The following is a 21,699-nucleotide window of genomic DNA, read 5'->3' as shown; positions in this document are numbered from 1 at the left end:
CGGTCTTCACAGTTCCGGCGGTCCGCACCGGTGTCACGACCGGTACCGCTGTTCCCGGCGTCACCGCTGGTCCCCCGCCCGTAGTTCGGCGGAGATCTGGCGCCGGCCGGTCACGGCCGTCTCCAGCATCACCGCGAGGCAGACCACCAGGGCCAGGCCGGTCGTGGGCAGCAGCACCGGCAGCAGGGCCGGGGTCAGCGCGTCGCCGATGTCCGCACCGACCAGCGCCGACAGGTTGAAGGCGGGCCCGAGCAGCCAGACCGCCGCCACCGCGACCAACCCGCCGCCGACGGCCGCCGCCAGGGCCTGCGGCAGCGTCTCGGTGACGATCAGCGCCAGCCCCTGCCGGGGCCGCAGGCCCATGGTGCGCAGCCGGGCCAGCAGGGCCGCCCGCTCGGGGGCCGCCCGCACCAGCGTCAGCAGGACGGCGAGCAGGGCGAAGCCCGCGCCGGCGGCGCCCGCGTACCAGAACATCTGGACGGCCGAGTGCTGGAGCGGATCGGCGGCGAGCACGGCGGCCGCCTCGCGGCTGCTGCGCACCGTGTACCCGGGCGGCAGGCCGTGCGAGCCCTTGCCGGCGGCCGCGGCCTCGTCCCTGATCAGCTTGGCGAGGCCCTCCGCGGCGGTCAGGCCCCGCTCCAGGACCAGTCCCCTGACCTGCTCGGGGTCGACGTCGCCGACGGACAGCCACTTGTTCGTCCGCTTGAGCTCCGGGAGACGCTCGGCGGCGGGCCCGGCCGGCACGACCATGAACGGCTTGCCGGGGTCCGGCAGGGCGGGGGTGCCGGCGACGATCCCGGCGACGGTGGTGCGCAGTTGGCCCCCGTTGGGCGTCCGCAGCCGGGGCGGCCCGGCGGCCAGTTGCTTGGACAGGCCGGTGCTGAACAGCGCCGGTACCGGGGTGTCCGGACCGCCGGGGGCGCCGGCGAGCAGCGCCGGGTCGAACTCGCCCATCCCGAAGGTCCGGGCGATCTCGGCGTACGCCTTCGGCTCGGCCACCACCAGGATGGCCGAGACGGACTCCTGCTCGGCACTGATGAGGCTGGCCCCGTTCTCGACCCAGACCCCGGTCGAGGCCCGCACGCCCGGCAGCTGGGCGGCCGCCGTGGTGAACGTCTCCGGCAGGGTCGCGTAGATCGGGACGGAGACGGAGACGTCTCCGCCGGTCGCGATCCGGGCGGCGCGCAGCCGGACGGTGTCCACGGTGTCGAGCACGGTGGCCCCGAAACCGGTCGTGGTGACGGCGATCACCAGGGCGAGCAGCGGCAGCGCGGAGGGTCGCCGGCGGCCCGAGGTGTCGCGGGAGGCACGGGCCAGCCCGAGGAACCCGATCAGGCCGCGGCCGCGCCCGGCGAGGGCGGCCAGCCAGCCGACCACCACCGGCTGGACCCGGGCCAGCAGCAGGCCGCCGGTGACGGCGAGCAGCAGCGGCGCGGCCACCACCAGCGGGTCCAGGCCGGCACCGGCGGGGGCGGCGCCGCGCCGGCGGACCTCGGCCACCGCCGCGGCGGTGACGGCCAGGAAGGCGAGCTCGCCGACGAGCCGGCGCCATCCGGCGACGGCCTTCGGCGGCGTCAGCAGCACGGCGGCGCGGGCCGGGAAGGCCAGCACGGCGAGCAGGGTCGCCACCAGGGCCGCGAGCACCGCGTCGCCCCACCGGGGGGTGGGCAGCAGCACCAGGGCGAGCGCGGCCCCGAGTGCGGCGGCGGGCAGCACGGTCGCCACGCCCTCGCCGAGCAGGCGCAGCAACACGCCGCCGCGCGAGCCGCCGCGGGCCTGGAGCAGCCGGATCTCGGCGGTGCGCCGGTCGGCGGTGAGGGCCGCGGCCAGGCACAGCACCACCACGGCGACACCCGCCACCCCGGCCGGGCCGATCGCCGCCAGCGGCGCCGAGGCCTCGTACCGGGCGGTGGCCCGGGTGAAGGCCTCGGGCAGCAGGGAACTGACGCGCAGGTCGACGCGGTTGGTCTGGCGCGCGAGGCCGGTGGCGCCGCTCCCGCTCAGGTAGGAGCCGACCGTGCTGCGGGTCTGGGCCAGTTGGTCGGCCCGCAGGACACCCGGATCGATGGGCAGCCGCCAGAAGTTCTGGACGTTCTTGCCCCAGCGGACCAGCCCGGGCAGGCTGCCACCGTCGATGAGACCGGTGGTCTTCCACCCGAGCTCGGCGCCCCCGCCGTCCAGGCAGGCACGGGCCGGGCAGCCGGCGTCCTCCCAGCTCGGGTCGTCGGGGTTGTTGACGCGGTAGAGGCCGACCACGCGGGACCGGACCGGGCCGGTCACCTCGCTGCCGTTGTCGATGACGTCGCCGAGCTTGACGCCGATGGTTTCGGCGGCCTTCTGGCTGATGACGATCGGCAGGGGCGCGCCCTCGTCCGCGGGGCTCGGCCAGGCCCCGTCGACCAGGGTCACGCGGTCGGTGAAGCCGTGCACGTACATCAGGTCGAGCTGCGGCGCACGGTTGTCCGACAGCTTGGCGTAGCCCGTGTTCAGCATGCCCCGCGAGGTCTTGGTCCGGGTGCCGTAGAGCTGGCCGGACTGGCTGAGCGTCAGGTTCCGGCCGATCTCCGCGGTCAGCTTCTGCTGCACGGTGTCGAGATCCGTGGCGGTGTCGCTCAGGTTCGGCTGGGCCGTGGCCAGCAGGCTGGTCGAGGTGACGCCCAGGTGGCGGACGAAGTCCCGTAGTGCGCTGTCCGCGCTGCGGTCGGTGATGCGCGGGATGGCCGCCGCCATGAACACGGTGACGAAGGCGAGTGCCGCCGTGAGCAGGGCGGCCAGCGGCGTCGCGCGCAGCCGGGTGCGGACCCAGGGCGCGGGCCGCCGGGCGGCCGAGGGGGTGGGCACGGTGGTGCCGGCCTTGGTGGTCACATCTCCTCCACGTGGCGCAGCCGGGCGGCCACGTCTCGACGGCGGCGTCCGATCAGGAAGGCCGACAGCAGGGGGACGACGGCGATCGCGGCCGCGAGCAGGAGGGCCTGGCCGAGCGGCAGTTCGATCAGCGCCTCGGGTACCGGGCGGCGGGCTGCGGACGTCAGCACGACGAACGGAACGATCAGGTGGACGAGCAGGGCGCCGAGGCCGAGGCCGACGGCCCCGCCGAGGACGACCAGGACGCCCTGTTCGGCGGCGATGGTTCGGGTGATCTGCTTGCGGGGGGTGCCCAGGGCGAGCAGCAGGGCGGAGTCCCGGGACCGTTCGCGGGCGGAGGCGGCCACGGCGGCGCCGAAGCCGATCGCGGCGAGCACCGCGGTGACGACCGCGATGACCATGAGCGCGCTCTGCGGGGCGGCGCCGACCGGGTCCCCGAGGAGGCCTTCGGAGACCTCCTCGTAGAGCTGGATGTCCTGGGTGCCCGGGGCGGCGCGCAGGGCGGCGGCGGCCTCGGCGGGGGTCCGGTCGCCGGGGCCGGTGGCGGGCAGCCACCACTCGGCGCGGTTGGGCAGCTCCTGGCCCTGCGCCGCCAGGACGCGGGCCGTGCTGGCGAGGTCGACGACGAGGGTGCTGGGGCCGGACGCGGGCAGGGCGTTGACCACGGCGGTGATCTTGACCGGGAGGGAGGATCCGCCGAACGGCACCTGGACGGTGTCGCCGACCGAGGCGCTGACGGCCTTCAGGTAGTCGTGGGTGGCGACGCCGGGCACGGTGGCCGTCGCGCTCGTCCCGGCCGGGCTGACGATCGCGCGGAGCGTCTCGCCGAGGCCGTTCGCGAAGCGGTAGCGGATGGTGAACAGCCGGTCGGCGCCGGTCGGTTCGGATCCGAGGGCGGCTGCGGGCCCGGGCGCGACCTCACGGCTGTCCCGGACGCCGGGTGCCGTCGCCGTCCAGGCGAGTCCGGCCGGCACCGGGACGGCGGTCGCGGGCCCGTCGGCGCTGTCGGAGACGGACAGCCGGCGGATGGTCACCTCGCCGTCGGTCCGGTCACCGAAGGAGACGATCGCGCCGACCATGGTCAGTGGCGCGGCGACCGAACCGATCGGGGCGTCGACCAGCGTGGTCAGTGAAGCCGAGACCGTGGTGTCGCCGTTGAACGGCAGCGTGGAGAGCGAGGCCTTGTGGACGAGGCCGAAGCGGTCGCGCAGCAGCAACCGGACCTCCGGGCGGACCGGCGGGCGGGTCGTCCCGTTGGCCATCTGGACCTGCTGCTCCGGCTGGTGGACGGAGAGCTCGGCGTCGATCCGCAGCGGATGGCCGGGCAGTTCCAGTCCGCCCTTCGAGGTGGCCGCGGGCGGGGCGAGCGGCGCGAACGCCTCCTCGCGGGTGTGCCCGCCGAGCAGGTCGGCGCGGACCGGGACGCGCTCCGCGAAGGCGGCGGTGTCCAGGGCCACCAGCTGGCCGTTGCCCTCGGGCAGGGACTGGTCCGAGCGCACCACCGGGATCAGCCGGTCGCCGCCGGGCAGGGCCCCGTAGCGGCCGCCCTGGCCCATCAGGGAGCTGTGCGCGGCGGAGATGCGCAGGCCGCCGAGCGTGCTGAAGGCGGCCTGGTCCCGCTGGGAGGCGGTCCAGGTGGCGTGCTGGCCGAGCGCCAGCACACCGGTGGCGACGGCCATCACGAGCAGCAGCACCGGGCCGGTGGCGCGGCCGGGCCGGCGGGCCAGCTGCCAGCCGACCATGGCCGGGCCGAGGCCGCGGCCGCGGGCGGCCATCCGGGCGCCGAGCCGGGCGACCAGCGGCAGCAGGCGCAGCACCACCAGGGTGCCCGCGCACAGCGCCAGGGTCGGGGTGGCGACCAGCAGCAGGTCCACGCCGAGCCGACCGGAGGAGTCGGTGGACAGCCCGCTGCCGTACTGGCCGAGCTGCTGGTAGGCGAGCACGGCCAGGGCCAGCACGGCGAGGTCGCCGCCGTTGCGCGCGAGGCCGGAGACCAGGGCCTGGCGGCGGCCGGAGCGGCTGCGCAGGGCGGCTCCGGCACCGCGCAGCAGGCTGGGCAGGGTGGCCAGCAGGATGCAGGCGAGCGCGCAGAGCGCCGCGATCGGCCAGAGCGTCCAGCTGACGGCGGTCGTCAGGCGCACCTCGTGGGCGCTCCCGAAGCCTGCCAGGGCGCGGACCAGGTACGGCGTCAGCAGCGGCGCGAGCAGCGCGGCCGGGAGTGCCAGCAGCAGCGACTCCAGGGCGGTGAAGGAGCCGAGCCGGGCGCCGGAGGCGCCGCGGGCGGCGAGCAACTCGTTCTCGGCCGTCTGCCGGGTCGCGATCAGATTGACCACCAGCAGCAGGGCCGCGATGGCGAGGACGGTCAGCTGCAGGGCGCCGATCAGCAGGGTGGACCGGGCGACCATCATGCTGGAGGACAACTCGCGCATGATGTCGGGCAGCTCGGTCCGCGCGCTGAGCCCGGCGCGCGACTGCAGGTCGTCGGCGAGGGGCTGGGCGCGGTTGCCCATGGCCTCGGCCGTGGACCGGTCGACGCCCGCGAAGTCGGCGTCGAGCAGCCAGCTGCGGCTGCTCTGCAGCAATCCGGCGGTGGTGAAGGCGCTCTGGTCGACCAGCATCGGACCGTAGGTGGTGAAGCCGCCGACCTCGACCTCGTGGCCGCCGACCGGGTCGATGTGCCAGTACGCGTCGGTCGGGTCCGCCGCGCGGTAGACACCGGTGATGCGGACGGTCAGCGGCTTGCCGTCGAGGCGGTCGGTCAACTGGACGTCGGCGGGCAGCGCCTGGTCGGTGAGGCCGAGCCGGGCCAGCATGGTCTGCGGGACGGCGGCCTGTGGGGCAGTGGTCTGGACCGGGCCGGAGGCGGCGGCGGGCCAGGCTCCGGCGACCAGTCGGGCCCGGCCGCGGTCGACGTCCGCGAGGACCGTCAGGTCGGGCTGGGGCGCGGCGCCCCGACCCGGGGTCGAGCCCGGAGCCGGGGTCGCACCGGAGGGCGCGGGCTCGCCCGCACCGGAGGTGGCGGCCGGCAGGCCGTAGGAGCGGCTGCGCAGCAGGCTGTCGGTGCGTACGGGCAGGTCGCCGAAGAGGTGGCCGCGGTAGGCGGCGATCTCCGCCTCGTCCTTCGCCCGCTGGTCGAGCCCGTGCCCGGCGACCACCATGACCGTGGTCCGGGCATGGCCGGCCCCTTGGAGCGTCTGCCGCAGGCCGGCCTCGCCGACGCTGCGGTTGAACGCCACCAACGCGGTCAGCACCGCCGTGGTGATCAGTACTGCGAGCAGCACGGCAGCAGCCAGCGGCAGTCGCCCGCGCAGTCTGCGCACGACGAAGCCGAGCATCAAGTTCCTCCCCCGGTCACGTCCCAGGTAGCATCCCGGCCCACCCATCGACCCGATCTCGGCACACTTCTGCCGCAGATGGACACACGTGGGGCACAGCAATGCAATGATCACCGGCATTTGATCACCGGATAGCGGACGACTCTGTCAGATCCGATCCAGGAACGGAAGGGACTTGCGCGAATCAAGTAAGTAGTGAGCAAATTCCTTGCATTGGCAGCACCAACACTCGGGCCGCCCGCAAAAATGCCATGCACATTTCACAACTCAGGCCCCACGGCCCGACTTTGGGAGCGCGGATCCGCTCGTCGGAATCGCGACCCGGAACCGTGAACCCGTGGCGCCGCGAATCCGTTGACACCGGGTAGAGACCCATAGGGGGAAGTCGCAATGACGCAGCCTCAGGCCACCGCCACCACCACCGCGCCCATGGTGGCCGCGACCGACCTCCGGCGCAGTTTCGGCACCGGCGAGCGGACCGTGCACGCGCTGCGCGGTGTCTCCTTCTCCATCGGCCGCGGCGAACTCACCGCACTCAAGGGGCGCTCGGGCTCCGGCAAGACCACCCTGCTCAACCTGGTCGGCGGCCTGGACGCCCCGACCGGTGGCAGCATCGCCCTGGACGGCACCGACCTCGCCGGACTGAACGAGGACGGCCGGCTCGCCCTGCGCCGGGAGCGGATCGGCTTCGTCTTCCAGTCCTTCGGGCTGATCCCGATGCTCACCGCCGCCGAGAACGTCGGCGTGCCGATGCGGCTGCGCAAGGTCTCGGCCGCCGAGCGCGAGGAGCGCGCGCACACCCTGCTGGCCCTGGTAGGCCTCGCCGACCACGCCAACCAGCGGCCCGGCGAGCTCTCCGGCGGCCAGCAGCAGCGGGTCGCCATCGCCCGCGCGCTCGCCAACGACCCCGGCCTGATCATCGCCGACGAGCCGACCGGACAGCTGGACTCGGAGACCGGCCGCTCGATCATGCAGCTGCTGCGCGCCGTGGTCCGCAGCGAGGGCGTCACCGTGCTGGTCGCCACCCACGACCCGACGCTGATGGAGCTCGCCGACCGGGTGATCGAACTCCGCGACGGACGGATCGTCGAGGAGGAGGCCACCGGGCAGGCCGCCTAGCGCATCCCGACGGACCGGGGCACCCGGCGGCGGACCGGCCACGTGGGGTGCTTGGTGGCGCTTCGGAACGGGCCGGCGCATCCGCCGGCCCGTTCCTCAGAGCGCCTTGAGGGCCGCCTCGCAGGCGCGGCACCGCCGGGTGCGCTGGGACGGCGGGTACCACGGCTCGCCGGGCCCGGCCGGGCGGTAGGGCTCCCGTTCGAGGCCCGCGGTGTCGATGCCGCAGAAGGTGAGCGGCCCCGGATCCTCCGGCACGTCCGGATCGGGCGGGGCCGCGTGCACCCAGCGCACCCGCGCGCTCACGTCGACCTCGCCCGCGTCCAGCACCTCCGTGGACGGCTCCAGCTCGACCAGCACGATCACTCCGCTCATACCTCGACCCTGCGCCCCGCCGACGGCTCGCGCATCCGGTGGGGCCCGGACCGGCGCCGGTCCGGGCGGCTCGGACGCCGGCGCCGGCGCGGGGCCAGTCGTGGCGGCTGTCGTGGCGGCAGCCGTGGGGCCACCCCGTGCTCGACGGCCGCCACGAACGCGTCCAGCGGCGCGGGGTCGTCGCCGTCCCACTGGGTCAGCAGGACGACGTTCCCGTTGGAGCGGCGGTCCACGGTGAGCCCGCGCCGCCGGGAGAGCAGGCCGTACCCGCCGCCGCGGACGGTCGGCGTCACCCGGGAATCCCGGTTCGGAGAATTCGCGCCGCATGACCCGACCTCACGTTCTCGGCGATGAGAGAAGCTGGCGGCGGCACGCTGGCACGGGTATTCACGTTTGTGAATCTGTTAACGAATTAGTGTGACAGTACGTCATTTTCTGCGAATACTCGCAGCTTCCGGGCTGGTCCAGGCCTCGACAGCCGGCTGTCAGTGGCGTCGGATATGGTCCCCGGCAACTGAGGGAATCCCGATCCGAGGAGGTTCGATGACGATCTCCCGCCTTATCGACGCCGTCATCCGAGGCCTCCGCCGGAATGCCCAGAATACGCGGATGTGGTGGCCGGCGCCGCCGACCACCACATCCGTTCACGCACACCTCAGGCGTCCGAGGGCCGGTCGGCCAGACCTGCCGGACCTACCAGACCTGCCGGACCAGCCGTGCCGGCCGGGTCCGACCCGCCCCTCAGCCCCTTCAGACCGCCGGGAAGATCTCCGCGTCCGGCTTCAGCAGCTGGCCCGGCTTCGGCGCGGTGCCGTCCACCAGGTAACGGGTGACCAGCGTGTTCAGCGCCGTGCTGCGGCCGACGGCGCAGTGCTCGATCGAGTCGACGCTGACCAGCACGGCGTTGCCCAGCTGCTGCTGCATCCGCTGGGCGAACTTGTACTGGGTGGCCGGGTCGTAGAGGTTGCCGATCACCATGACGGTGTTCGAGGTCTTCTTGTTCCACGGACCGCTGAAGCGCTCGGCGTCGCGGGCCGGGGCCGGCCAGCTCGCGCAGGCGGGCGCGTCGAAGGCCTGGTAGCGGCCGAAGGTCGGCGACTCCTTCTCCCACGCCTTGGCCGCGTTCGCGAAGACCCGGTCGTTCGACGGGTACGGCTTGTCCTGGCAGTTGACACCCATGTAGGAGTCGTCACCGGTGTACTCGGAGTCGGCCGGAGCCTCGCGCAGCGCCCGCGGGGCGTTCACCGCGAGGATGTTGGCGTCCTCGTCCGAGACGGTCGCCTTCGGCGCGAGCAGGGTGGCCGCGGCCGGCTTCTGGATCAGCTGGTACGTCGCCTGCAGCGACTTGGCCAGCGGCGCCAGCTTGGCCTGCGAGTACAGCGCGCTGGCCACCTCGCTGGTGAAGGTGCTCAGCGTCACCTGGGAGCCGTTCGGCAGGGTGACCGGGCTGGTCCGCAGGTGGTCGCGGAGCTGGTCGAACTTGGCCCGGGTGTCACCCTCGCCGAAGGCGCAGCGCGGGGCGCCTGCCGTCTGGCAGCGCTTCAGGAACTCGTCCAGGGCCAGCTCGAAGCCGCCCGCCCGCTGACGGTCGTACTCCAGGCCGTTGTGCAGGCGCAGGTTCGGGTCGACGTTGCCGTCGACGATGACCGCGCGCACCTTGTTCGGGTACATGCCGGCGTAGGTCGCGCCGATCAGGGTGCCGTAGGAGAAGCCGGCGAAGGTGAGCTGGGAGTCACCGACGGCGCGGCGCATCCGGTCGAGGTCGCGGACGACGTTGATGGTCGACATGTGCTCGATCAGCGGGCCGGCGTTCTTGCTGCACGCGTCGGTGTAGTCCTGGTCCGCGTCCAGCGTCTCGTTGATCTCGGCCTTGGTGACCGGCACGCCGACCATGCGGCCGTTGACGGCGTCGGCGTCCTCCTGGGTCTTGAAGCACTTGAGCGGGTTGCTCCGGGCCACGCCACGGGGGTCAAAGCCGATCAGGTCGAACTTCGACTGCACCTCGGCGCCGAAGCGGGTGGTCGTCGCCCACAGGTAGCCACTACCGCCCGGGCCGCCCGGGTTGAGGAACAGCGAGCCGATCCGCTTCGACGGGTCGCTCGCCCGCCGGCGCATCATGGCGATGCCGACCTTCTCGCCCGACGGGTTGTCGTAGTCCAACGGCACCGGGTACACGGCACAGTCGTAGATTCCGGGGTCCGGCTTGGTCGGATCGGGGTTGCACGGGGTCCAGTTGACAGGGTCGACCTTCGCCTCGGCCGCAGCCGCACCCGGCACCTGGTCTATCGGCGCCGCCGATGCCGCGACGGCACTGCCGGTAACGAGGGCGAGGGCGCAGCTGACCGCTCCGGCCAGCTTGGTTATACGGGACAAGGAACCTCCTCCGTACCTGAAAGGGCGGCCCCAGCCTGTCAGTCTGAGATCTCCATGTGAAGACCTGGAAGCACCGTAAATGTTTCGATGTGATTCCGTTCTCGACCGGATTATTCTGTGAATGAACCAACTTGACGGTTGATTGACCTAACGATTGGTCATCACAGCCCCCCACCAGCCGCGTCGGCGCGACCCGCGGCGGGCTCCGCGATTCTAGGCTCCGCCCGCTCCGCGCAGCGCGGCCGCCACCAGGCCCTGGATCTCGTCCGTCCGGACTTCTCCGCCGCCCACCAGCCGGTCGAAGACCAGCCCGTCGATGCAGGCCAGCAGTGCGGTGGTCCGCCCGTCGGGATCAGGCACGCCCCGGCCGGACAGGAAGGTCCGAACGGCGGCGCGCGCGGCGTTCTCGCGGGGGACGAGGATCTCGCGAAGTTCGGGGTCGCGCACGCTCTCCACCGCGCAGGCGTACCGTGCGAGCGAGCGCCGTCGCCCCTCACCGGTCAGCCGCCGTCGCGTCAACTCCCCTAGACCCTGGATCAGTTCATCGGCCGACCGGACCGTCGCCCGCTCCCCCATCATCTGCAGCTCGCCCTGGTCCAGCTCGACCAGGCGCCGTACCAGCGCGGTGAGCAGCGCCTGCCTGGTTCGCAGGTAGGCCGAGGTGGTCCCGACCGGCAGTCCAGCCGCCGCGTCGACGGCCCGGTGCGTGAGGCCGCGCACGCCCGCGTCCGCCAGTACGCCGATCGCCGCGTCCGCGAGCACGGTCCTCCGGTCCGCCCGCCCCTCGCCGCGCGCCTCGCCCTGCCTCTGGTCCCCGTCTCGCCTCATCCCCCCTTTTTACCCGCACCCCGGCCCCGGCCCGCACGCCCTGCCACCACCCCCGGCCTCGACGGCTGCGCGTGAGCCCGTAGTACGCTCCTTCTACAGATGTAGAAGACAGTGCGGTGACACGGGAAGGACCGGGCATGAGCAGCAACAGCGCGGTGGTGGTCGGGGGCGGGATCAGCGGGCTGGCGAGCGCCATCGGTCTCCGGCTGGCGGGCTGGCACGTGACCGTGGTCGAGCGGGCGGCCGTCCTCGACGACGCGGGCGCGGGCATCTCGCTGGCCGCCAACGGGATGCGCGCGCTCGCCACCCTCGGGGTCGGCGAGGCCGTCGAGGCGGCCGCGCGACGCCAGTACACCGGCGGAACCCGCACGCCGGACGGCCGCCGGCTCGCCCTGATGGACGGCGCCGCACTGGAGCGCGAGCTGGGCGCCCCGATCGTGGGCATCCCCCGCGCCGCACTGCACCGGATCCTGCGCGAGGCGCTGCCCGCCGAGTCGCTGGTGATCGGCGCGGAGGTGACCGATGTGGAGGTGACCGATGTGGACACCGCACAACCCTCCCGGGTCCGGGTGACGTACGGGGACACCACCCTGGACGCCGACCTGGTGGTAGCGGCCGACGGCATCCACAGCCGCATCCGGCGCCGCCTCTTTCCCACCCACCCCGGGCCGGCGTACAACGGCTCGACGGTGCTGCGGGCGATCACCGAACGCCCCGTCGACGGACTGACCGCCGACTTCGAACTGACCTGGGGACACGGCGCCGAGTTCGGCCACATCGCCTTCCCGGACGGGCGGGCCGAGTGGCACGCCGTCCTCAACGCCCCGGCCGGGGTCCGCTACCAGGACCCGCTGACCGAGGTGCGCCGCCGCTTCGCGCACTGGCACGAGCCGATCCCGGCACTGCTGGCCGCGACCCGGCCGGAGGCCGTACTGCACCACGACGTCAACGAGTTGGCCACCCCGCTGCCCTCGTACGTCGCGGGCCGGATCGCCCTGCTCGGCGACGCGGCGCACGCCATGGCCCCGCACCTCGGGCAGGGTGCCTGCCAAGCCCTGGAGGACGCGGTGACCCTCGCGGCTGCCGTGGCCGAGGCCCGGAGCGTCGAGGCGGCGCTCGCCCGCTACGACGCGCAGCGGCGCCCGCGCAGCCAGACGGTGGCCCGGGACGCGCGCCGGGCCGGCCGGATGGGGCAGCAACTGGCCAACCCGCTGGCGGTCGGCCTGCGCAACGCCGCGATCCGCCTCACCCCGCCCGGCGCGATGGTCCGGACCGCCCTGAAGCACGCCGACTGGACGCCGCCCCGGATCACCCCCCGCGCGGCCTAGACCAGCCCCGGCCACGCCCAGGCCCGGACCCACGCACCCACGCACCCACGCACCCCGTGCTCCGTACTCCCGTGCCACCCGGACACAAGTCGACCGGTCGACTTGACCGGGAAACTGATGAGGCGCCATATTACTTTCATGACGCAACACCCCGACGCCGGCGGCGGCGCCCCCACCCTCGATCAGGCGCGGCGCCAGATCGCCCGGTACGGCCTCACGGCCGACCCGCAGGCGGTCCTGGTCGCGGCCCGGCTGATGGCGGCGGGCGCCCGGATCGGCCAGGCCGGGGAGGTGCACTTCGCCCGCTTCGGCCTCTCCACCGGCCGCTACCGACTGCTGGCCGACCTGGAGGACCACGGCGGCGAGAAGTCGCCCTCCCAGCTCGCGGCCGGCCTCGGCGTGTCGCGGGCGACCGTGACCGGTCTGGTGGACGGCCTGGAGCGGGAAGGCCTGGTGGTCCGCCGCCCGTCCGCCGAGGACGGCCGCGCCAACGTGGTGGTCCTCACCGCACGCGGCGCGCAGCGGCTGCGCGATCTGGCGCCCGAGCACTTCGCCCGGATGCAGGCGCTGGTCGGTGGGCTCTCGGTCGAGGAGCGCACCACCTTCCTCGACCTCCTGGCCAGGGTGGTCGCGGGCGCCGACGCCCTGACCGCGGACTGACCGCGGGCCGAGCGCAGACCGACCGCGAACCGACCCGGGCGACAACGGCGGGCCGCCCCATCGGCGGCCCGCCACCTCACGACCCAATAGTTAGCCACCTAAGCACAAATGGTTAGGTGGCTCATCACCATGCCGAGAAGGAACCCGTGAGCAAGAAAACATCCGGCGCACCGCCGCCCTTCACCCTGTGGCGGGAGGTCCTGGCCGCCTACGCGATGCCCGCCGTGATGGCCGGCATCGGCGGAGCCGTCACCCGCCAGCCGCAGCTGATGATCGCCGCGGCCACCACGATCGGCGGCACCTCGGCCGTCGTCGCCACCCTGGTCGGCTCCGCACTGCGTCGCCGTCCCGCCCACTCCCTGGCCGGCCGGGCACCGCGCGCCCTGCTGGCCCCCGCCCTCGGCTTGGCCGCCGCGGCGGTCGCACTCGCCGTCGGCCTCACGGCCGCGCACTGGCTGCCACAGCTCCCCGGACTCGCCGCCAACCCGTGGCCCGGCCGCCTCCCGGTCGACCTGCCGGTCTCGTCCGCGATCGCGGCCACCGTGATCGCCTGGCGGTGGCGCGGCAGCCGCCCGGCCCGCTCCCCGCAGCACCGACTCTCCGTCCAACCGGAAAGGCAGACAACGTGATCGTCATCATGGGCGCCGCAGGCGCCACCGGCGGTGCCACCCTGCGCAGCCTCGCCGCCCTCGGCGCACCGAGCCGCGCGCTCAGCCGCGACCCCGCCCGCCTCGCCGCCGGGCTCGACGACCGGACCCTCGCGCTGACCGAGACGCTCCCGGCCGACGCCGCCGACCCCGGCTCGCTGCGCGCGGCCTTCCGCGGCGCGCACCAGCTCTTCCTCACCATGGCCAACGGCCCGCGCCAGGTCGAGCACGAGCTGGCCGCGATCGACGCGGCGGTCGAGGGCGGCGTGGAGCACATCGTCAAGGTCTCCGCACCCGCCGCCGAACCGGACTCCCCCGTGGCCGTCTCCCGCGGCCACCACCTGATCGAGGAGCGCCTGCGCACCTCCGGCCTCACCGCGACGGTGCTGCGGCCGTACGCGTTCATGCAGAAGCTGCTGCTCCTGGCGCCCGGTGTCGCCGCCGCCGGGGTGGTGCACGGCGCCCTGGGGCAGGCCCGGTGCAACTACGTCGACGCCCGGGACATCGGCGATGCCGCGGCCGAGGTGCTCACCCGCCCGGAGCTCGCCGGCGGGACGTATCCGCTCACCGGCGGCCGGGCGTACAGCCACCCGGAGCTCACCGGGCTGCTCGGCGAGCTGCTCGGCCGACCGGTCCGCTACCTCGATCTGCCACCGGCCGGACTGCACGCCCACCTGATCGAGCGGGCCGGGATGCCGCCGTGGCTGGCCGCCCACGTGGTGGAGATCCAGCAGCTCGCGGTGGTCCGCAGGGAGACTCCCGACGACACCCTGACCCGCCTCACCGGGCGCGCCCCGCGCACGCTGGAGGCGTTCCTCCGCGAGTACCTGCACCGCTTCCGCTGACCCCTCCGACATCGTGGTGGGCCTGGTGAACGGGCCGGTGCCAGCCTGGCGAACAGGCCGAAACCGGGCCGGACGCCGGGCCCACCACCCGAAAGGAGCAGCATTCGCTGTGGCATGGATCACGATGGGGAATTCGACCTGACGATCCGTCAATTCGACTGACATCCAGTCACATCACTACCAATCGCGCTCAGTTATTGACTGACGAAACGTCAGATTCGGCCATTTACGGCCGAGTTGGGTCGGGTGTCGGGCCGTACGGTGCCTCATGCCCGGGGCTACCATCGATCGGGTTGTCCGCTCCGGCCCCGGAGTGGGGTCACCCGGTCAGGCGAGTGCTCCCACCGCCCCCAAGGGCCGGGCATTGGTCGGAACGGGGCGAGGACGAGGAGCGTACGGGCTGCCATGACAGCTGAACCGAGCCAGCCGGAGCAGTCCGCCACACCGCCGCAAGCCCTGTTCCCGGGGCGCCCGGCCGCCGCACCGCGCACCCTGGTCGACGTCCTGGACGCCACCGTCCGCGCCCACCCGAACGAGCCGGCCCTGGACGACGGGCACACCGTCCTCAGCTACCGCGCCCTGGCCGCCGAGATCGAGCAGCTGCGCCGCCGACTGGCCTCCGCCGGGATCGGCCCGGGCGACCGGGTGGGCGTGCGGGTGCCGTCGGGCACCAACGACCTGTACGTCTCGATCCTCGCCGTACTCGCCGCCGGCGCCGCTTACGTCCCGGTCGACGCCGAGGACCCGGACGAGCGCGCCCAGCTGGTCTTCGGCGAGGCCGACGTCGCCGCGGTGCTCGGCGCCGAGCGCACCCTGACCGTTCACCGCGAGCGCGAGGCCGCCCAGCCCGATCACTCGACCATCCGCCCCGCCCCCGCCGACGACGCCTGGATCATCTTCACCTCCGGCTCCACCGGTCGCCCCAAGGGCGTGGCCGTCACCCACCGCAACGCCGCCGCCTTCGTCGACGCCGAGGCCGCGCTCTTCCTCCAGGACGAGCCGATCGGCCCCGGCGACCGGGTGATGGCCGGGCTGTCCGTCGCCTTCGACGCCTCCTGCGAGGAGATGTGGCTGGCCTGGCGGCACGGCGCCTGCCTGGTGCCCGTGCCCCGCTCCCAGGTCCGCAGCGGCGCCGACCTCGGCCCCTGGCTGGCGGAGCAGGAGATCACCGTGGTCTCCACCGTCCCGACACTGGCCGCGCTCTGGCCGGCCGAGGCGCTCAACGAGGTGCGGCTGCTGATCTTCGGCGGCGAGGCCTGCCCGCCCGAGCTGGTCCAGCGCCTGGTCACCGAGGGTCGCGAGGTCTGGAACACCTACGGGCCCACCGAGGCCACCGTGGTCGCCTGCGCCGCACTGCTGACCGGCGACGGCCCGGTCCGGATCGGCCTGCCGCTGGACGGCTGGGACCTGGCCGTGGTCGACGAGGCCGGCGCGCCGGTCGCGGCCGGCGGCACCGGCCAGCTGGTGATCGGCGGCGTCGGCCTGGCCCGCTACCTCGACCCGGCGAAGGACGCCGAGAAGTACGCGCCGCTGCCCTCGCTCGGCTGGGAGCGCGCGTACCGCAGCGGTGACCTGGTCCAGGCCGACCCGGCGGGCCTGCTGTTCCTCGGCCGCACCGACGAGCAGATCAAGCTCGGCGGCCGCCGGATCGAGCTCGGTGAGGTCGACGCGGCGCTGCAGGCCCTGCCCGGCGTGGCCGGTGCGGCCGCCGCCGTCCGCACCGCGCGCGGCGGCAACCAACTGCTGGTCGGCTACCTGGTCGTCCAGGACGGCTACGACCGCGAGCAGGCCGTCGAGCGGCTGCGCGCCGAGCTGCCGGCCGCCCTGGTGCCGTTGCTCGCGCCGGTCGACACCCTGCCCACCCGCACCTCCGGCAAGGTCGACCGCGACGCCCTGCCCTGGCCGCTGCCCGAGCTGGAGAGCGCCGGGCCGAGCGAGCAGCTGTACGGCACCGAGGCCTGGCTGGCCGAGCAGTGGGCCGAGATCCTCGGCGTGACGGTGAGCGGCCCGCGCGACGACTTCTTCGCCATCGGCGGCGGCAGCCTGGCCGCTGCCCGGCTCACCACCCTGCTGCGCACCCGCTACCCGAACGCCGCCGTGCTGGACGTCTACCAGCACTCGACGCTGCGCAAGCTCGCCCGGCACCTGGAGCGCTCCGCCGCGCAGGGCGGCGAGACCCGCATCATCACCCTGGTGCCGACCAGGGCCAAGCTGCTCCAGCTGCTCCTGCTGATCCCGCTGTTCACGGTGGTCGGCCTGCGCTGGACGGTCGCCCTGCTGGCCGCCGGCAACCTGCTCTCCCACCTCGGCGACTACCCGTGGGCGCCCACCGCCTCCTGGTGGGCGGTCGGCGCGGGCGCCCTGGCGCTGTACACCCCGGCAGGCCGGCTGGCCATCGCGGCCGGCGGTGCCCGGCTGCTGCTGCGCGGCCTGCGCCCGGGCAGCCACCCGCGCGGCGGCGCCACCCACCTGCGGCTCTGGGCCGCCGAGCGGCTCGCCGAGATCAGCGGCGCCACCTCGCTGTCCGGCGCCTGGCTGGTCCGCTACGCCCGCGCCCTGGGCGCCAAGGTCGCGCCCGAGGTGGACCTGCACTCGCTGCCGTCGGTCACCGGGATGCTGAAGCTGGGCCGCGGCTGTGCCGTCGAGGCCGAGGTGGACCTGTGCGGCTACTGGCTGGACGGCGACCGGCTGGAGGTCGGCCAGGTCAAGGTCGGCTCCGGCGCCGTGGTCGGCACCCGTTCGACCCTGCTGCCCGGCGCCCGGGTCGGCAAGCGCGCCCAGGTGGTGGCCGGCTCCAGCGTCACCGGCCAGGTGCCGACCGGCCAGCGCTGGGGCGGGGCGCCGGCCGTCAAGCTGGGCCGCGCCGAGCGGGCCTGGCCCAAGGAGCGCCCGCCGCACCGGACCTTCTGGGCCGCGCTGTACGGCGCCAGCGGCACGGCGCTCGGCCTGCTGCCGGTGCCGCCCGCGCTGGCCGCACTCGCGGTGCTCTCCCGCTTCGTCCACCAGGGCGACGGCCTCGGCGCGGCGCTCGGCGGCGCGCTGCTCGGCCTGCTGCCCGCCACCCTGGCCTACGGCGCGGTGTACGCGGCGCAGCTGGTGGCCGCCGTCCGGCTGCTCAGCCGAGGCCTCGTCCCCGGGGTGCACCCGCTGCACGGCCGGGTCGGCTGGCAGGCGTGGACCGTCACCCAGCTGATGGACCAGGCCCGGGAGGTGCTGTTCCCGCTGTACGCGGGGCTGATCACGCCGCTGTGGCTGCGGGCGCTCGGGATGCGGGTCGGCCGGGGCGCGGAGGTGTCCACGGTGCTGGCGCTGCCCAGCCTGACCACCGTCGGCGACGGCGCGTTCCTGGCCGACGACACCCTGATCGCGCCGTACGAGCTGGGCGGCGGCTGGGTGCGGCTCGGTGAGGCGAAGGTCGGCGAGCGGGCGTTCCTCGGGAACTCGGGGATGACCGCGCCGGGACGGGCGGTGCCCAAGCGGGGCCTGGTGGGCGTGCTGTCGGCGACGCCGGCGAAGGCCAAGAAGGGCGGCTCGTACCTGGGCATGCCGCCGATGCGGCTGCCGCGCGCGGCGGACGAGGCCGACCAGAGCCTGACCTACGAGCCGCCGGCCCGGCTGCTCTGGGCGCGCGGGCTGGTCGAGCTGGCCCGGCTGCTGCCGGTGCTGGCCTCGGGGGCGCTCGGCGTGCTGACCGTCGCGGCGCTGTCCCGGCTGGCCTCCTCCTGGTCGGCGGGCGTGGCCGCGCTGCTGTCGGGCCTGCTGCTGCTGGCGGCCGGTGCGGCGGCCTGCACGGTCGCGGTGGCCGCCAAGTGGCTGCTGGTGGGCCGGTTCCGGGCGGTGGAGCACCCGCTGTGGAGCGGCTTCGTGTGGCGCAACGAGCTCGCGGACACCTTCGTCGAGGTGCTGGCGGTGCCGTGGCTGGTCGGCGCGGTGCCGGGCACGCCGGTGCTGAACCTCTGGCTGCGCGCGCTCGGTGCGCACGTCGGGCGCGGCGTCTGGTGCGAGAGCTACTGGCTGCCGGAGGCGGACCTGGTCACCCTCGGGGACGGCGTCACCATCAACCGGGGCTGTGTGGTGCAGACGCACCTCTTCCACGACCGGATCATGCGGATGGATACTGTGGTCCTCCGCGAGGGCGCCACCCTGGGCCCGGGCGGCATCGTGCTGCCCGGCAGCACGGTGGGCGCGCGCAGCACGCTGGGCCCGGCCTCGCTGGTGATGCGCGCCGAGTCCGTCCCCGCCGACACGCGGTGGCTGGGCAACCCCATCGAGGCGTGGCAGCCCACGTCATGACCACCCGTCCCGGCCCGCAGGAAGCGCACGTCCCCGTGAAGCCCAAGCACGCCCCGGCGGCCGCCGCCACCCCGGATCCGTACTTCCCGACCAGCGGCGACCACCGCTACCGGGTCCACCGTTACGAACTCGCACTGGACTACCGGCCCGGGCCGAACCGGCTGGCGGCCTCGGCCCGGCTGAGCGCCGTGGCGGACGCGGCGCTGGCCGAGTTCGCACTGGACCTGGCCGAGTTCCGGCTCGGGCGGGTGCTGGTCAACAGCAAGGCCGCCCGCTACACCCACCGCGGCGGCAAGCTGCGGATCCGCCCGGCCAAGGCCCTGGCGGCGGGCGCGGCGTTCACCGTCGAGGTGCACTACACCGGCAACCCCCGCCCGGTGCGCAGCCCGTGGGGCGGCCTGGGCTGGGAGGAGCTGACCGAGGGCTCGCTGGTCGCCAGCCAGCCGATCGGCGCGCCGTCCTGGTTCCCGTGCAACGACCGGCCCGCCGACAAGGCGACGTACCAGATAGCGGTCACCACCCCGTCCCCGTTCACCGTGGTGGCGAGTGGCCGGCTGCTCACCCGCACCACCCGGGCCTCCAGCACCACCTGGGTGTACGAGCAGACTGCGCCGACCTCGCCGTACCTGGTGACGGTGTCGATCGGCCACTACCGGCCGGTGCCGCTGGCGACGCGTCCGGCCGTGCCGCAGACCGGCTACGTCCCGGAGCGGCTGGTCCCCGAGTTCACCCGGGACTTCGGCCGGCAGCCGGAGATGATGGCGTACTTCACCGAGGTCTTCGGGCCGTACCCGTTCGGCGAGTACGCGGTGGTCGTCGCCGACGAGGAGTTGGACGTCCCGGTGGAGGCGCAGGGCGTCGCCACCTTCGGGACGAACCACCTCGGCGGCGGTTGGGAGCGCGAGCGGCTGGTCGCCCACGAGCTGTCCCACCAGTGGTTCGGCAACAGCGTGACGATCGCCGACTGGCGGCACATCTGGCTGAACGAGGGCTTCGCCAAGTACGCCGAGTGGCTGTGGTCCGAGCACGCCGGCGGCCCCGCCGCGGCCACCCACGCCGCCGCCGCGCACGGTCTGCTGACCGGGCTCCCGCAGGACCTCAGGCTCGCCGACCCGGGCCGGAAGCTGATGTTCGACGACCGGCTGTACCAGCGCGGCGGCCTGGCCGTGCACGCGCTGCGGCGGGCCCTGGGCGAGGACGCCTTCTTCGCGATGCTGCGGGACTGGACGAGCGTCCACCGGCACGGTGTCGTCGGCACCGCCGAGCTGCTCGGGCACGCCTCCCGGTACGCCGCCGCCCCGCTCGGCCCGCTCTTCGAGGCCTGGCTGGAGCGGCCCGAACTGCCGCCGCTGCCGGGCTGACCGGGCTGCCCGGGCTGCCCGGGCACGAGGGTCCGGACCCTGGGTGATATAGCCGGGCGTTCGCGGAAATAACGGGTGGATCCGCCGAAGCGGCGTGACTAGGTTGAGTTCGTTTGCCGCCCGCGTTCGCCGACCGGCCCCGTCGACGGACCTCGCCGAAGGATTCAGAGGATCAGATGACCGATCAGCCCGACGAACTGCTGCCGACCACCCGCCGCGCCCTGCTGCACCGGATCGCCGTCGCCCAGGCCGAAGGCCGCACGCCCTCACTGGCCGCCGGCGTGGTCCGGGACGGTCAGCTGGTCTGGAGCGGCGCCCGCAGCATGGTCGACGGGCACGCGCCGACCCCGGACGTCCAGTACCGGATCGGCTCGCTCACCAAGACCTTCGTCGCCGTGCTGGTGCTGCGGCTGCGTGACGAGGGCCTGCTCGACCTCGCCGACCAGCTGGCCCGCCACCTGCCCGGCACCCCGGCCGACGACGCGACCATCGCGCAGCTGCTCGCCCACACCGCCGGGCTCGCCGCCGAGACCCCCGGGCCCTGGTGGGAGCGGACCGACGGCTCCCTGCGGCCCGGCCTCGACGACCTGCTGGAGCCCGGCGCCGCCGTCAAGCACCCGGCCGGGCGCCTCCACCACTACTCCAACCCCGGCTACGCGCTGCTCGGCGCGCTGGTCGAACGGCTGCGCGGCGAGCCCTGGGGCGAGGTGCTGCGGCGCGAGGTCCTGGCGCCGCTCGGCATGGACCGCACCACCGTGCTGCCCGGGCACCCGCACGCCGGAGGCTTCGCCGTCCACCCGTGGGCCGACGTCATGCTGCCGGAGCCGCTCACCGACACCGGGCTGATGGGACCGGCCGGCCAACTCTGGTCCACCGTCGCCGACCTCGCCCGCTGGGCGGCCTTCCTCGCCGCCGGGGACGACAAGGTGCTCGCCGCCGACACGCTCGCCGAGATGCGCCGGCCCGCCACCGGCCCCGAGGACGCGAACTGGACCGCCGCCTACGGCCTCGGCCTGCAACTGCGCCGCCACGAGGGCCGGGTGCTGTACGGCCACACCGGCTCGCTGCCCGGCTTCACCGCCGGACTGTGGGTCAGCGAGCAGGACGGGCTGGCCGCGGTCGCCCTCTCCAACGCCACCAGCGGCGCCAACACCCCGCTGCTGGCAGCCGAGTTGATCGCCCTGACCGCCGAGCACGAACCCCGGCTGCCCGAGCCCTGGCGCCCGCTGCCCGAGGTCGACGAGGAGCTGCTGGCACTCACCGGCCCCTGGTACTGGGGCACTTCGGCGCAGGCCCTGCGGCTGCGCGCCGACCGCGCCCTGGAACTGACCCCACTCTCCGGCGGCGCCCGCAGCTCCCGCTTCCGCGCCGAGCCGGACGGCACCTGGACCGGGCTGGACAACTACTACGCGGGCGAGACCCTGCGGGTGGTCCGGGCCGCCGACGGCACGGTCAGCCACCTGGACCTCGGTTCCTTCGTCCTCACCCGCGAACCGTACGGCCCGGCGGCCGCCGTCCCGGGCGGCGTCGACCCGGACGGCTGGCAGGCGTTCTAGGGCCAACCCTCCGGCCCGTTCGAGGGCTAACCCTCCGGCCCGTTCGAGGGCTAACCCTCCGGCCCGTTCGAGGGCGTGAGAAGCAGCCCGGGGGCGCGTGGGCTCCCGGGTTGTCCG

Annotated in this window: 14 protein-coding genes; 8 read left to right on the top strand and 6 right to left on the bottom strand. The window is 74.3% G+C overall.

The features are described 5' to 3' along the window. Window positions 1-60 precede the first annotated feature (60 nt). A complete protein-coding gene (locus P3T27_RS28585; protein WP_280683584.1) occupies window positions 61-2,865 on the bottom strand; it encodes an FtsX-like permease family protein in 2,805 nt (934 codons plus the stop codon). Continuing rightward, window positions 2,862-6,200 carry an FtsX-like permease family protein gene (locus tag P3T27_RS28580; protein WP_280683582.1) on the bottom strand — a complete coding sequence of 1,113 codons (3,339 nt, stop codon included), beginning with the start codon at window positions 6,198-6,200 and terminating at the stop codon, window positions 2,862-2,864. Before P3T27_RS28580 ends, P3T27_RS28585 begins: the two co-directional genes overlap by 4 nt. A gap of 390 nt (window positions 6,201-6,590) precedes the next feature. On the opposite strand from P3T27_RS28580, the gene P3T27_RS28575 reads away from it, so the two are divergent. Next, entirely contained in the window at window positions 6,591-7,319 is a 729-nt protein-coding gene (locus tag P3T27_RS28575; RefSeq protein WP_280683580.1) for an ABC transporter ATP-binding protein, read from the top strand. A gap of 96 nt (window positions 7,320-7,415) precedes the next feature. On the opposite strand, the gene P3T27_RS28570 is transcribed toward P3T27_RS28575, so the two are convergent. From P3T27_RS28570 to P3T27_RS28555, 4 genes are all read right to left on the bottom strand, one after another. Next, on the bottom strand, window positions 7,416-7,691 hold the full coding sequence (locus P3T27_RS28570; RefSeq protein WP_280683578.1) for a hypothetical protein: 276 nt from the start codon (window positions 7,689-7,691) through the stop codon (window positions 7,416-7,418). Further along, complete coding sequence (locus P3T27_RS28565; RefSeq protein WP_280683576.1) at window positions 7,688-7,984, bottom strand: hypothetical protein; 297 nt, start codon at window positions 7,982-7,984, stop codon at window positions 7,688-7,690. Before P3T27_RS28565 ends, P3T27_RS28570 begins: the two co-directional genes overlap by 4 nt. 457 nt (window positions 7,985-8,441) lie before the next feature. After that, window positions 8,442-10,064 (bottom strand): alpha/beta hydrolase, encoded by a 1,623-nt coding sequence (locus tag P3T27_RS28560; protein ID WP_280683574.1) that lies wholly within the window; start codon window positions 10,062-10,064, stop codon window positions 8,442-8,444. A 213-nt stretch (window positions 10,065-10,277) separates the two neighbouring features. Then, the gene (locus tag P3T27_RS28555; protein WP_280683572.1) at window positions 10,278-10,892 is read right to left on the bottom strand and encodes a TetR family transcriptional regulator C-terminal domain-containing protein; all 615 of its coding nucleotides are present in this window, start codon (window positions 10,890-10,892) and stop codon (window positions 10,278-10,280) included. A 137-nt stretch (window positions 10,893-11,029) separates the two neighbouring features. Between P3T27_RS28555 and P3T27_RS28550 the strand changes: the two genes are divergently transcribed. From P3T27_RS28550 to P3T27_RS28520, 7 genes are all read left to right on the top strand, one after another. Continuing rightward, window positions 11,030-12,220, top strand: coding sequence for an FAD-dependent monooxygenase (locus P3T27_RS28550; protein ID WP_280683570.1), 1,191 nt, complete (start codon window positions 11,030-11,032; stop codon window positions 12,218-12,220). Window positions 12,221-12,358: 138 nt separating this feature from the next. Beyond that, window positions 12,359-12,880 (top strand): MarR family transcriptional regulator, encoded by a 522-nt coding sequence (locus P3T27_RS28545; protein ID WP_280683569.1) that lies wholly within the window; start codon window positions 12,359-12,361, stop codon window positions 12,878-12,880. 146 nt (window positions 12,881-13,026) lie between these two features. After that, on the top strand, window positions 13,027-13,509 hold the full coding sequence (locus P3T27_RS28540) for a hypothetical protein (RefSeq protein WP_280683567.1): 483 nt from the start codon (window positions 13,027-13,029) through the stop codon (window positions 13,507-13,509). Next, window positions 13,506-14,372: an NmrA family NAD(P)-binding protein gene (locus tag P3T27_RS28535; RefSeq protein ID WP_280683565.1), complete on the top strand. Its 867-nt coding sequence runs from the start codon at window positions 13,506-13,508 to the stop codon at window positions 14,370-14,372. The genes P3T27_RS28540 and P3T27_RS28535 overlap by 4 nt, the downstream gene beginning before the upstream one ends. 405 nt (window positions 14,373-14,777) lie before the next feature. Further along, on the top strand, window positions 14,778-18,665 hold the full coding sequence (locus P3T27_RS28530) for a Pls/PosA family non-ribosomal peptide synthetase (RefSeq protein ID WP_280683563.1): 3,888 nt from the start codon (window positions 14,778-14,780) through the stop codon (window positions 18,663-18,665). Beyond that, window positions 18,647-20,026, top strand: a complete 1,380-nt coding sequence (locus tag P3T27_RS28525) for a M1 family metallopeptidase (protein WP_280683561.1) — start codon at window positions 18,647-18,649, stop codon at window positions 20,024-20,026. Before P3T27_RS28530 ends, P3T27_RS28525 begins: the two co-directional genes overlap by 19 nt. Before the next feature lie 176 nt (window positions 20,027-20,202). Beyond that, entirely contained in the window at window positions 20,203-21,582 is a 1,380-nt protein-coding gene (locus P3T27_RS28520) for a serine hydrolase domain-containing protein (protein ID WP_280683560.1), read from the top strand. The last annotated feature ends 117 nt before the right edge of the window (window positions 21,583-21,699 follow it).

It is taken from the genome of Kitasatospora sp. MAA19 (genome assembly GCF_029894125.1).
GTDB lineage: Bacteria > Actinomycetota > Actinomycetes > Streptomycetales > Streptomycetaceae > Kitasatospora.
Note: the sequence above shows the minus strand (reverse complement) of the source record. Positions and strands in the feature narration are given on the sequence as shown.